This window comes from Marinibaculum pumilum, assembly GCF_042646425.1.
GTDB classification, from domain to species: Bacteria; Pseudomonadota; Alphaproteobacteria; order Ferrovibrionales; family Ferrovibrionaceae; genus Marinibaculum; species Marinibaculum pumilum.
In genome coordinates this window covers 23778-35870 of sequence record NZ_JBHRTR010000025.1, presented here as the reverse complement: position 1 = coordinate 35870, position 12093 = coordinate 23778, and the positions used below count along the sequence as shown (strand labels likewise).

At 69.2% G+C, this 12093-nt stretch carries 12 protein-coding genes and 1 pseudogene; 3 read left to right on the top strand and 10 right to left on the bottom strand.

The window, feature by feature from the left end; genetic code table 11:
* Together ACFOGJ_RS30325 and ACFOGJ_RS10720 are read right to left on the bottom strand one after the other, a co-directional pair.
* Nucleotides 1-98 (bottom strand): annotated as a pseudogene (locus tag ACFOGJ_RS30325) (short-chain dehydrogenase); the annotation flags it as partial.
* 22 nt (nt 99-120) lie between these two features.
* Nucleotides 121-762, bottom strand: a complete 642-nt coding sequence (locus ACFOGJ_RS10720) for a glutathione S-transferase family protein (protein WP_379900105.1) — start codon at nt 760-762, stop codon at nt 121-123.
* 127 nt (nt 763-889) lie between these two features.
* On the opposite strand from ACFOGJ_RS10720, the gene ACFOGJ_RS10715 reads away from it, so the two are divergent.
* Nucleotides 890-1810 carry a LysR family transcriptional regulator gene (locus tag ACFOGJ_RS10715; protein ID WP_379900104.1) on the top strand — a complete coding sequence of 307 codons (921 nt, stop codon included), beginning with the start codon at nt 890-892 and terminating at the stop codon, nt 1808-1810.
* A gap of 16 nt (nt 1811-1826) precedes the next feature.
* On the opposite strand, the gene ACFOGJ_RS10710 is transcribed toward ACFOGJ_RS10715, so the two are convergent.
* From ACFOGJ_RS10710 to ACFOGJ_RS10690, 5 genes are read right to left on the bottom strand one after another with little or no spacing between them, the layout of a single operon-like run.
* Nucleotides 1827-3110 carry a TRAP transporter large permease gene (locus tag ACFOGJ_RS10710; RefSeq protein ID WP_379900102.1) on the bottom strand — a complete coding sequence of 428 codons (1284 nt, stop codon included), beginning with the start codon at nt 3108-3110 and terminating at the stop codon, nt 1827-1829.
* The gene (locus tag ACFOGJ_RS10705) at nt 3107-3658 is read right to left on the bottom strand and encodes a TRAP transporter small permease (protein WP_379900100.1); all 552 of its coding nucleotides are present in this window, start codon (nt 3656-3658) and stop codon (nt 3107-3109) included. The genes ACFOGJ_RS10710 and ACFOGJ_RS10705 overlap by 4 nt, the downstream gene beginning before the upstream one ends.
* Nucleotides 3659-3689: 31 nt before the next feature.
* Nucleotides 3690-4703, bottom strand: coding sequence for a TRAP transporter substrate-binding protein DctP (gene dctP / locus ACFOGJ_RS10700; protein ID WP_379900098.1), 1014 nt, complete (start codon nt 4701-4703; stop codon nt 3690-3692).
* A 42-nt stretch (nt 4704-4745) separates the two neighbouring features.
* Nucleotides 4746-5702, bottom strand: coding sequence for a hydroxymethylglutaryl-CoA lyase (locus ACFOGJ_RS10695; RefSeq protein ID WP_379900096.1), 957 nt, complete (start codon nt 5700-5702; stop codon nt 4746-4748).
* A complete protein-coding gene (locus ACFOGJ_RS10690) occupies nt 5699-6913 on the bottom strand; it encodes a CaiB/BaiF CoA transferase family protein (RefSeq protein WP_379900094.1) in 1215 nt (404 codons plus the stop codon). Before ACFOGJ_RS10690 ends, ACFOGJ_RS10695 begins: the two co-directional genes overlap by 4 nt.
* Before the next feature lie 119 nt (nt 6914-7032).
* Between ACFOGJ_RS10690 and ACFOGJ_RS10685 the strand changes: the two genes are divergently transcribed.
* Together ACFOGJ_RS10685 and hppD are read left to right on the top strand one after the other, a co-directional pair.
* Nucleotides 7033-7959, top strand: coding sequence for a LysR family transcriptional regulator (locus ACFOGJ_RS10685; protein WP_379900092.1), 927 nt, complete (start codon nt 7033-7035; stop codon nt 7957-7959).
* Nucleotides 7960-8188: 229 nt separating this feature from the next.
* Entirely contained in the window at nt 8189-9265 is a 1077-nt protein-coding gene (hppD, locus tag ACFOGJ_RS10680; protein WP_379900090.1) for a 4-hydroxyphenylpyruvate dioxygenase, read from the top strand.
* Between the two features lie 49 nt (nt 9266-9314).
* Here hppD and ACFOGJ_RS10675 read toward each other — a convergent pair whose 3' ends face one another.
* The 3 genes from ACFOGJ_RS10675 to ACFOGJ_RS10665 all read right to left on the bottom strand — a co-directional run bounded on the left by ACFOGJ_RS10675 (nt 9315) and on the right by ACFOGJ_RS10665 (nt 11931).
* Complete coding sequence (locus tag ACFOGJ_RS10675; RefSeq protein ID WP_379900088.1) at nt 9315-9674, bottom strand: metal-sulfur cluster assembly factor; 360 nt, start codon at nt 9672-9674, stop codon at nt 9315-9317.
* Nucleotides 9671-10843, bottom strand: a complete 1173-nt coding sequence (locus ACFOGJ_RS10670; protein WP_379900086.1) for an amidohydrolase family protein — start codon at nt 10841-10843, stop codon at nt 9671-9673. Before ACFOGJ_RS10670 ends, ACFOGJ_RS10675 begins: the two co-directional genes overlap by 4 nt.
* A gap of 140 nt (nt 10844-10983) precedes the next feature.
* On the bottom strand, nt 10984-11931 hold the full coding sequence (locus ACFOGJ_RS10665; RefSeq protein WP_379900084.1) for an AraC-like ligand-binding domain-containing protein: 948 nt from the start codon (nt 11929-11931) through the stop codon (nt 10984-10986).
* Nucleotides 11932-12093: the final 162 nt, after the last annotated feature.

Genomic DNA, 12093 nt, shown 5'->3' with positions numbered 1-12093 from the left:
GCGCCCGCCTGTGCCAGGCGGAGGCAGATCCCGCGGCCGATGCCGCGGGAGCCGCCGGTCACCAGGGCGGTGCGGCCCGCCAGGTCCTGTTCGCTCATCGACACTCCTTCTGCCGGCGGGCTACGCCGCCTCTGCCGCCACGAAGCCCTCGCCCACATGGGTGGCCTTCCACCAGGGCTGTGCCTCGATCTCGCCGATCCAGCGGCGCACATTGGCATGCGGCTCCAGCGGCAGCTTCATCCAGCCGTGCAGGTGCATCGGCGCGGCGACGGCCACGTCGGCGATGGTGGGCGCATCGCCGGCAATGTACCGGCTGCCGGCCAGGCGGCTGTCCAGGATGCCCGCCAGCTTGGCGAAATTGTCCGCCTCCGCCGCCAGGGCGGCCGGATCGGTCTCCGCCCCCAGCAGCGGCTTCACGCAGTTCTCCACCAGGTAGACATAGCAGCTGGGGAACCAGTGGCCGCATTCCCACAGCAGCCAGCGGTTGATGTCGGCCCGGGTCTTCAGGTCGGTCGGATAGGCCTCCGCCCGGCCCAGCTTGTCGGCGGCATATTGCAGGATCGAATTGGACTCCGTCAGCACCAGGTCCCCGTCGCGCATCGCCGGGATCGCGGCCATCGGGTTGAGCGCGACATAGGCCGGCGATTTCTGCTCGCCCTGGAAATAGTCGATCTTGGTCAGCCGGTAGTCGGCATCCATCATTTTGAGTCCCGCAATCACCTTGCGGCAGTTCACGGTAATCGGATCGGCCAGTATTTCCATGGCGTCTGCTCCCTGTATGGCGCGCCTCGGGACGCGCTCTCGTTTCCGTGCCGGATCGTCGCCGGCCGCGGATTTGCACCTCTCGCTCCTACGCCGCATCCTGTCATCGGTCCAACAGATGTTTCCGATGGCCATCACAATGAATCGCGATGTAAGACGGCTGGAGATCCGGCTGCTGGTCGCCTTCGAGGCGATCCATGCCGAGCGGAACGTCACCCGCGCGGCGGAGCGCGCCGACCTGACCCAGCAGGCGATGAGCGGGCAGCTGGCCCAGCTGCGGCAGATCTTCGGCGACCCGCTGTTCGTGCGCGGCCGCGGCGGCGTCGTGCCGACGCCGCGGGCGGAGGAACTGGCGCCGGCGGTGCGGGCGGCGCTGGCGGCGCTGGAGCCGCTGGTGGCCCAGGCCTCCTTCGACCCGGCGTGCTACGAGGGTACGATGACCATCGCCGCCAGCGACTATGCGCTGGCGCTGCTGATGCCGCCGCTGCTGGGCCGGATCCGCGGCGCGGCGCCGGGCCTGCGGCTGATGGTGCGGCCGGCGGACCTGGCCTCCCTGGAGGTGGAGATGCGCGATGCGCGGATCGACCTGGCCCTGACGGTGCCGGAATTCATCCCGCCGGGCTTCCGACTGCTGCACCTGTTCGAGGAACGCTATGTCGGTGTCGCGCGGACCGACCATCCGATCCTGGCGGCCGGGCCGGTCACTCTGGACGGCTTCTGCGCCCATCACCACCTGCTGGTCGCGCCGTTCCGCGGCGATGCCACGGGCCCGACCGACCTCGCTCTGGCGGCCGTCGGCCGGCGCCGGACGATCGGCCTGGTGGTGCCCGGCTTCTCGGTCGTGGGCGCGCTGCTGGAACGCACCGACCTGATCGCGGTGCTGCCTGCGCGGCTGATCGCGATGATGCGCCGCGACCTGGCGGTGTTCGAGCCGCCGCTGCCGGTCCCGGGCTTCTCCCTCAACGCCTACTGGCCGCCCAGGCTCGACACCTCGCCGGCACATGTCTGGCTGCGCGAGCAGATCGCGGCGGCGGCAGCCGGCCGCTGAGCCGCCCCGCCGGCCGCTATCGCCCGAAGCCTGCGGAGTAGGGCAGCCAGGTTGCCAGGCCGGGCGCCAGGATCAGCAGCGCCAGGCCCAGGATCATCAGGCCGACATAAGGGGCGGCACCGCGGATCACCTCGGCCATCGACGCATCGGTGATGCCCTTGATGACGAACAGGTTCATGCCGACCGGCGGCGTGATCATCGCCAGCTCCAGATTGATCATCAGCAGCACGCCGTACCAGATCAGGTCGATGTCCAGCGCGATCATGGTGGGCAGCAGGATCGGCGTGGTGATCAGGATGATGGCGATGCTTTCGAAGAACATGCCCATCAGGAAGATCAGCGCCATCACCACCAGGATGAAGCCCAGCGGGCCGAGGCCCATCGCCGCCACCGCCTCCGTCACGCCGACGGGCAGGCGGATGATGGTGATGGCATGGCCGAACATCGCCGCCGCCGCGATGATCGCGAACACCATCATCGAGGTGCGCATCGCCTGGTAGGCGCAGTCGTAGAGCGCGCGGAAGGAGAAGTTGCGATAGACCAGGGTGGCGACCAGCAGCGCGTAGAGGCTGCCGATCGCCGCCGCTTCCGTCGCGGTGAAGATGCCCAGGTAGATGCCGCCCATGATCAGCGGCGGGGTCGCCACCGCCCAGGCGGAGCGCCGCATCGCGCCCGCCACCTGGGGCCATCCCGCCCAGGGCTGGCGGGCCGTGCCCCGCGCCCGGGCGCGGGCCATGCAGTAGAGGGCGAAGATCAGCGCCAGCAGCAGGCCCGGCAGCACGCCGGCCAGGAACAGCGCACCGATCGAGGCCTCGGAGACGATGGCATAGAGGATCATCGGGCCCGACGGCGGGATCAGGATGCCGAGGGTGCCGCCGGCGGCGACCACACCCAGCGCGTCGCGCTCCGGATAGCCCAGCCGCTTCATCTGCGGCACTGCGCTGGCGCCGATCGACAGGGCGGTGGCGACGGAGGAGCCGGAGATCGCGGCGAAGATGGTGCAGGCCAGCACCGTGGCGACCCCCAGGCCGCCCTTCACATGGCCGACCAGGGTATTGGCCATGTCGTAGAGATCGTCGATCACCTTCGCCCGGATCATCACCTGCGCCATGAAGACGAACAGCGGGATGGTGGTCAGCACCGACTTGTCGAGATGGGCGAAGACGGTGTCGGCGATGCTGCCGATGGAGCCCTCCGCCAGCAGCAGGATCGCGGTGGCCGCCAGCGCCAGCGCGGCGAAGATCGGCATGCCGGTCAGCAGCAGGACGATCAGCCCGGCGAAGACGAGCGCGATTGTCATTCCGCCCTGCTTCCCGCCGCCGGGCCGGCCAGCCGGGTCAGCAGCCGGGTCAGGGCAGCAAGCGCCAGAAGCGCCGCGCCGCCGATCAGCGGCACCTGCAGGATCCATGTCGGCACCTGGATCTCGCCGGCGGGATAGGCGCCGAAGGCGCGGGCGAAGGTCACCGCATCCCAGGCGCTGAGGCCCAGCACGATCGCCACGGCCAGGACGGCGAGGTCCGACCAGATCGCCACCGCGCGCCTGCCCCCTGCGCTCAGCCGGCCGGTGACAAGGTCGATGGCGATATGGTCGCCGCGCCGATAGGCCTCCGCCAGCCCGGCCATCACAAGGGTCACCAACAGGTAGCCGGCCAGTTCGTCGCTCCACAGCAGCGGTGCGCCCAGCAGGTAGCGCTGCGCGACCGCCAGGCAGGTGAGGCCGGCAACGAACAGGATCAGCAGGGTCGCGAGGATGCCGCCCGCCCGCGCCGGCCAGTCGGCCGCCCGCAGGAAGGTCGCAACCCGCCCCCCGGCATTCCCTGGGGGCGGGCCGGCATCGTCGGGCCGCACCGGCGGGACCCGCCGCGGCGACCGGCGCGCCTCACATCTGCTTCGGCTGGATCTTCGCGATCAGCTCGATCAGCTTCGCCGCATCCGGGTCTTCGGCATTGAAGACAGTGTCGAAGGCGGGGCGCATCACGGCCTCCAGCGCCGCATTCTCCTCAGGCGTGGCGACATGGACGCTCACCCCCTTCTCGCGCAGCTGGTCGGGCGCGGCGGCGACGGCCTCTTCCGCGGCGTCGATCGCCCAGATCGCGGCCTTCTTCCCGGCCTCGTCCAGGGCCGCCTTCGCCTTGTCGGACAGGCCGTCATACCAGCCGGGATTCACATAGCCGTGGAAATAGACGCTGATCACCGGCACCACGGTGAAATGGTCCTGCACCTCGTAGTACTTGCGGGCCACGGCGGCGGCGACGTCGGTCAGCCCGCCGTCGATCACCCCGGTGGCCAGCGACTGGTAGACCTCCGACCCCGGCATCGACACCGGGGTGGCGCCCAGCGCCTCCAGCGAGGCGTTGAAGGCCGGCACCAGGCCGCGGATCTTCATGCCCTCGAAATCCGCCGGTTTCACCAGCGGCTTCCCCTTGGAGGTGAAGACCGAGGAGTTGGTCTGGAACAGCCAGACCACGTTCTGCACGCCCTTGTCCCGCAGCTTGTCGCCCAGGAAGGCCGCGGCCTCGCTCTCCGGCCATTTGCGCCACATGTCCAGGTCGCTGAAGGCGAAAGGCGCGACGGTGACGTTCATGATCGGCAGGGTCTTGCCCCACTGGAAGTTCACCGAGAAGGCGCATTCGATATTGCCCTTCGCGACGGCGACGATGTTCTCCTTGGCGCCGACCAGGCTGTCGGCGCCGAACACCTGCACGTCGATCTCGCCGTCGGACAGGGTCTCCACCTCCGCCGCCCAGCGGTCGATCACGCCGGCGATATGGTGGGCGGGCGGCAGCTGGTGGCTGCAGCGCATCTCCGTCGCGGCGGCGGCGGGACCGGCGGCGATGGCCGCGCCGGCCAGCAGCAGAGCGGCGGCGATCGCGGTGGTCGAGAGCCTGTTCATCATCTTCCTCCCCATCTCTCTGATTGCTTCTTCTTCGGTCGGTCAGGTGGCGGGCGGCCCCAGCACGCGCGGACGTCCGGCGCGGGCCAGCGCGCCGTAAAGCGGTTCGTCGGGCATTTCTGAGGCCGGGATTTCGCGCACGGCGACAAGGGCGTCCAGGTCGATGCCGGTGTCGAAGCCCTTGGTGCCGCAGAGGAAGACCAGGTCCTCGAACACGACATTGCCGGTGGCCCCAGGCGCGAACGGGCAGCCTCCCAGGCCACCCAGCGAGCCGTCGAGGATCCGTGCGCCCGCATCCAGCGCGGCGGAGGCATTGGCGATGCCCATGCCGCGGGTGTCGTGCAGGTGGATGCCGAACGGGCGGTCGCCGCACAGGCCGGCCATGCCGCGGCACAGCTCCGCCACCTGGTCGGGACCGGCGAAGCCGACGGTGTCGGCCAGGCCGACCACGTCGGCGCCGGCGTCCAGCGCCGCCTCGGCCAGGCGCAGCACCTCGGCGGGCGCGACCGTGCCGGCGATCGAGCAGCCGAAGGCCATGGCGATGCCGGCATAGACCGGCTGCCGTTCGCCGGCCGGGCGCACCTGGCGGGAAAGCGCCGCGGTGCGGCGGATCAGGTCGACCGCGTCGGCGCGCGAACGGCGCATGTTGGCCTGGGCATGCGCTTCGGTGGCGGACAGCACGCAGACGATCTCGTCGACGGCGGAGGCGGTGGCATCGTTGATGCCGCGCTCGTTCATCGCCAGGGCGGACGAGAAGGCGCCGTCCAGCGCGCCTACCGCCGCGATCATCTCCGGGAGGTCGGCGAACTGCGGCATGCGGGCGGCCGGCAGGAAGGAGCCGATCTCGAAATGCCGCACCCCGGCGGCATATTCCCGGGCGATCCAGTCGCGCTTCGCCGCCGTGGAGGGGAAGCGCTTCACCAGCTGCAGCCCGTCGCGCAGGCCGACCTCGCGCAGGGTGACCCGGTCCGCAGGATAGATCTCGTCGATCCGGCTCATACCCTCTCGCTCCCTTCTCCGGGTTCGCGGTGTCCGCGGGCGGCCGCAATCTCCGCCTCGTCCATGCCCAGCGCGGCCAGCACCGCGCGCGTGTCGTCGCCCAGGCCGGGCAGGTCGGCGGAGGCCGGCGCCACCGGCCGGCCGTCCAGCTCCAGCGGCAGGCCGGGCGCGCGGAAGGCCGGCCCGTCCGGCCGGGCGGAGGTCAGCAGGCCGCCGGGCCGGTTCACATGCGGGTCGGCATACATCTCCGCCGGGCGGTGGATCGGCGCAAAGGGAATGCCGGCCGGCTCGAAGGCGGCGATCAGGTCGTCGAAGCGGCGGCTGCGGATCGCCGCGGCGACCAGCGGGATGGTGCGGTCGCGCGCCTCGATCTGCGCCATGCGGTGCTGCAGGGCGGGATCCGCCTTCAGCGCCGCCAGTCCCAGGATGTCGCAGAGGGTGGCCCATTGCCCCTCGGTCACCGCGCCGACGAAGATCTGGCGGCCGTCTTCGGTGTCGAAGATGTCGTAGACCGGCCAGGAGAATTCGCGCTCCGGCATCGGCGGCGCCTCGCGCCCCTCGATCTCGAACTGCACCATGTGCTGGGCGACCAGCAGCAGGCAGTTCTCGAACAGGCCGATCCGCACGTCGTGTCCGCTTCCGTCGGCCTGGCGCTGCATCAGCGCGCCCATCACCGCGAAGGCGCCGAACAGGCCGCCCATGATGTCGTTGGCGGAAGAGCCGATGCGCAGCGGCCGCCCCGTCGGGCCGGTCATGTAGGCCATGCCGGTCATCATCTGCACCACCTCGTCCATCGCGGTGCGGTCCTGGTAGGGGCCGTGCAGGAACCCCTTGCAGGAGGCGGTGATCAGCTGCGGGTATTTCGCGCGCAGCTGGTCGGGCGCAAAGCCAATCTTCTGCAGCGCGCTGTCGCGGAAATTCTCCAGGAAGACGTCGGCGCCTTCCAGCAGCCGGTCCAGCGCGGCGCGCCCGGCCGGCGCCTTGAGGTCGAGGGTCACCGACATCTTCGCCCGGTTGAAGGTGGGAAAGAAAGCCGACCCCATGCCGGTCAGGTGGCGGGTCTTGTCGCCGTCCGGCGGCTCGACCTTCACCACCTCGGCGCCCATGAACGCCAGGAACATGCCGCAGGACGGGCCCATGATCATGTGGCTCATCTCCACCACCTTCGTACCGGCAAGCGGCTGGAACGGCGGTGCGGCCGGCGCTGTCACGGGGCGATCCTCCCTCGGTCCGCGAATACAGCCGACAGGCTAGGTCTTCCCTTCTGTTCGGAAAAATACAATGTTTCTAACGAACCGTTCTGGAAACCAGATGTCGAAGAAGGGCAGGCATGGACCGCCGGCAGCTGCGCTACTTCGCGGCGATCTTCGAGGAGCGGAACCTCAGCCGCGCCGCCCGCGCCTGCAACGTGGCGCAGTCGGCGCTGTCGCACCATCTGGCGGGGCTGGAAGCCGAGCTCGGCAGTCCTCTGTTCCGCCGCCGGCCGCGCGGCATGCTGCCGACCGCGGCCGGCGAGCGGCTCTACCAGCATGCCAAGGGCATCCTGCGGGCGATGGAAGCGGCGGAGGCCGATATCCGCCAGGCCGGCGACCGCCTGGCGGGCGAGGTCTCGATCGGCATGGCCTATTCCGCGGTGAAGGCGATCGGCGTGCCCTTCATGCGACGGGTGACGCAGGACTATCCCCAGGTCCGCGTCTCCATCACCGAGAGCCTGTCCGCCTCCACCCTGCTGCATGTGATGAAGTCGGACGTGGAACTGGCGCTGGTCTACAACCCGCCTGACGACCCGCTGCTGGAGACCCAGCCGGTGCTGGAGGAGGAGATGATCTGCGTCGGCCGGCCGGAGATCATCGGCGCCACCGACGACCCCATCGCCTTCGACGCACTGCTGGACCTGCCGCTGATCCTGCTGCGGCAGGGCGCCTCGTCGCGGGCGCTGATCGACGATCCGGCGCTGCTGAAGCGGCTGGAGGCACGGGCGAAGCTGCAGATGAACTCCGTCCACGCGATCTCCGGCGCGCTGGCGGAAGGGATCGGCTGCATCATCGGCACAAGGCTGTTCATGCGCGAGCAGCTGGAGGCCGGCACCCTGCATGCCCGCCCGATCGTGAACCCGACCCTGTCGCGAAGCCTGCAGTTCTGCCGCCTGGTCGACCATCCCGCCACCTTCGTGCTGGAGGCGATGCAGGGCCTGCTGCTGGAACTGATCCGCGCCGAGATCGATGCCGGGCGCTGGCAGGCACGACCGCTGTTCTGAACGGCCGGCGGCCCCGCGGTGCCATTCCCGAAACCCCGTTTCCGCGCTACATCTGTCGCAAAGGTAGGGAGAGCATGACAGCACCATTCCTGTGCATCGCCCGTTGCCTGGCGAACAGCGTGCGTGGCGTGCCCTGCGCGCCGCCGGGCCCGGTTCCTGCCGGCTGAGCGCGCCTGCGCGCCGCCGGAGCCGAGACGTTTTCCCGGAATCCGGATCTAGGAACCTGACCATGACCGAACAGACCGAAAACCCGATGGGCCTCGACGGCTTCGAGTTCGTCGAATTCGCCTCCCCCAAGCCCGGCGTGATCGAGCCCGTCTTCGAGATGCTGGGCTTCATCAAGGTGGCGACCCACCGCTCCAAGGATGTCGACCTGTACCGCCAGGGCGGCATCAACTTCATCCTGAACCGCGAGCCGAAAAGCCCCGCCGCCTATTTCGCGGAGGAACACGGCCCCTCGCCCTGCGGCCTGGCCTTCCGGGTGAAGGACAGCCATCACGCCTATGCCCGCGCGCTGGAGCTGGGCGCGCAGCCGATGGACATGCAGACCGGGCCGATGGAGCTGCGCCTGCCGGCGATCAAGGGGATCGGCGGCGCCGCGCTCTACCTGATCGACCGCTACGCGGAGGGCTCGTCGATCTACGACATCGACTTCCGCTGGCTGGACGGTGTGGACCGCCACCCGAAGGGCTGCGGCTTCCACACCATCGACCACATGACCCACAACGTCTATCGCGGCCGCATGGCGTTCTGGGCGAAGTACTACGAGAAGCTCTTCAATTTCCGGGAGCTGCGCTACTTCGACATCAAGGGCGAATATACCGGCCTGACCTCGAAGGCGATGACCGCACCGGACGGCAAGATCCGCATCCCGCTGAACGAGGAGGCGTCGAACGCCACCGGCCAGATCGAGGAATTCCTGATGGCCTTCAACGGCGAGGGCATCCAGCACATCGCGCTCGCCTGCGACGACCTGCCGGCCTGCTGGGACAAGCTGAAGGCGCGCGGCCTGCCGTTCATGACGCCGCCGCCGGACACCTACTACGAGATGCTGGACGAGCGCCTGCCCGGCCACGGCGAGCCGGTCGACGAACTGAAGCGCCGCGGCCTGCTGCTGGACGGCTCCACCGAGGACGGCGATCCGCGCCTGCTGGTGCAGATCTTCTCCGAGACCCTGCTGGGTCCGGTCTTCTTCGAGTTCATCCAGCGCAAGCGCGACGAGGGTTTCGGCGAGGGCAACTTCAAGGCCCTGTTCGAATCCATCGAGCGCGACCAGGTCCGTCGCGGCGTGCTGAACACCGCCTGAGCACCAGCCCGCGGCCGGCGATCTCCGCCGGTCGCGGGTCCGTCCCGGCTCAGAACGGCTGCATGAAGTCCGGGCGGGGCAGGGAGGCGCGGTAGTCCGGGTCCATGTGCGACGGCTCCCAGTCGATGGTCGGCGAGACCGAGATCTCCACCGCCTCGACCCCCGGCAGGGCGCGCAGGCGGGCATCGGCCTGCGATGCGAAATGCGGCGCCATCATGCAGCAGGGCGAGGTCAGGCGCAGCAGCAGGCGTATCCGGGTGCCGCCCTCCGGCAGGTCTTCCAGGTCCAGCGCCTTGACCAGGCCCATGGAGACCAGGCCCGCCGGCCGGCCGATGCCGGCGCTGCAGGGATCGATCACCTCGTCCAGCAGGCGCTCGACCTGCTGCCTCAGTTCCGTGCTGCCGCTCATGCCGTGACCCTCCCGCTGGTCCAGGGTGCGGCCAGCGACGTGTTGCGGTCGAATTCGTCGCCGGCGCATGCCGCCTTCATCGCCGCCACGTCCAGCCCGGCGATCCGGGCCTGGGTGCCGCTCAGCATCATCCGCTTGATCTCCGGTGTCAGCGGCGGATAGGCATAGCCCTCCTGCAGCGCCTCCGGGATCTGGTAGTTCCAGAACGCCTGCAGGAAGGGTTCCGGATGGATCACCGGCACGCCGGTGCCCCAGACGATCCGGTCGGCGGCGCCGGCCAGCATCAGGCTGCCCAGCACATGTCCCAGCCGGTCGGGGGCGTAGAACACCAGGGCGCTGGTGCCTTCCAGGTTGATCGTCACGTTGGGGCTGTAGGTCGCCTTCAGCGCGGTATCCTCCAGGAAGGCGAAGCCGCCGTGGAAGATCTCGAAGTTCAGGTCCGGGAACGCGACCGCCGCGCCGCTGACATCGTCCATGCCGAAGAACCGGTGGCCGACCGGCCCGAAGGCGATCGCCTTGTGCATCGCCACGGTGCCGATGCCGTGCTTCATCATGCGCTCGTACAGGGGGAACATCAGCGTCTCGTCGTCCATGCGGATGCCCTTCACCTCCCCGCCGACCAGGTCCAGCGGGTAGAACTTGAAGGCGATGACGCCATCCTCCTCGACCATGCGGTCAATCTCGTCCAGGGCGTCGGGGCGGTAGGGGCTGAGGCCGCCATAGATCGCCACCCGGCCGGGCCAGCGCTGCCGCATCTCCTTGCCGACGGAGATCGGCCCGCCGCCATCCTTGAACAGCGGAAAGATCGGCAGGTGGTGGTAGATGCAGGCGTCGATGCGGCTCTCGCCGAACATCGAATGGCCCAGCAGGTCGGCGTCCTGCATGCCCCGCATCTCCGGCGGCAGGATCCAGGCGCGGTCCTGCCGCGGGGTGAAATATTCGTGGATGCCCCACAGCGCATCCACCAGCAGGCGGGCATAGGAGCCGGGGACCCAGTTCTCCTCGGCGAAGTGATAGGTATGGGCGACCCCGTCGATGACGAACAGGTCGTCGGGAACGGGTTCCCAGTCCTTGCCGCCGGAGATCCGTGCCGCCAGGACCGGGTCGATGCCCAGCCCGTTCTGCACCCCGCCTGCGGGCGCCCGATCGCTCGCCTGTCCGTCTGCCATGCCTGTCTCCCGCCGGATCCGTTCGTGCAGGCCTGTCTCAGCCTGGCAGGAAAGGATAGCCGGCGGCGGGGAACCCGGTCCTGCGTGCCCGTGCATCAAACATTGGGAAATCGCGCACAGGCGGATCCGCCGGAGCGGGTTCAGCCCGACTTGCGAATCTTGCTGGGACTCACGCCGTAGCGCCGCGAGAAGCGGCTGCTGAAATAGCCGGAATCGTTGAAGCCGTTGCTGAAGGCGATGTCGCGGATCGTGCGGTGCCGCTGGTTGGGGCTGGTCAGGCACTCGTAGCAGCGACTGAGCCGTTCGTCCTGGATCCACTGGTGCAGGGTCATGCCGGTGGCGCTGAACACCTTGTGCAGATAGCGCACCGAGATGCCGGCCATCTCCGCGATCCGCTCCGTCGACAGGTCGGGATCGGACAGGTTGGCCATCACGATGACGCGCACCCTGCGCAGGATCTCCGCCTGCGGCTGGTTGACGGCCTGCTGCCGCCGAAGCGGATCCTCGCATTCGGCCGCCGCGATCGCGTCCAGCACGGCAGAGGCGAGTGAATTGCCCAGCGGCTGGTCGATCCCGTCGGCGTCCAGCCCCAGCATGGTCACCAGCCGCGAGGCCAGGCCGCTGGTGCCGGTATCGCCGCGGAAGGCATGGCCGCAGATATTCTCGGTCACGACGCCGCGGCGCAGAAAATCCGCGCGCGGCAGCCGCACCAGAAGGCGCCGCACCGGGCTGTCGAAATGCAGGCTGTAGGGCAGCGCAGAATCGAAGATCGTATAGTCGCCGGGATGCAGCCGCACCTCGCGTCCCAGCTGCCGGACCCGGCCGACTCCTTCCAGCTGCAGCGCCAGGAAGTAGCAGCTGGACTTGTCGCGGTCGATGTTGCGCACCGCACGCTCGATCACCACCGGCTCGCAGTCGACGAAGGTGTAGCCCAGGCTGCCGACCTGATGCTTGCGGATCACTGCCTTGAAGCCGCCGCGATCCAGCTGGTGCGCGGACAGGTCGACGATTTCGGAACAGATCGCGGCGCGGAAGCTGGCGAACTGGGCGCCCTCCGCCATCGGCTCTGTCGAAAGCACAGTGATCATTGCGTGGGACGCTGCTCCGTGCCGTACCTGACCGGCAACGGTAGCCGAAGGCCGCGCGGGCCGGCAAGCCGCGCTGCCGGCAGGGACAGTGCGCAAAATCCAATGCCTTGATGCGCGCAGCCGCAGGACGCGGCGGCGGCGCTTCGCAAGACTGGCTGCCAT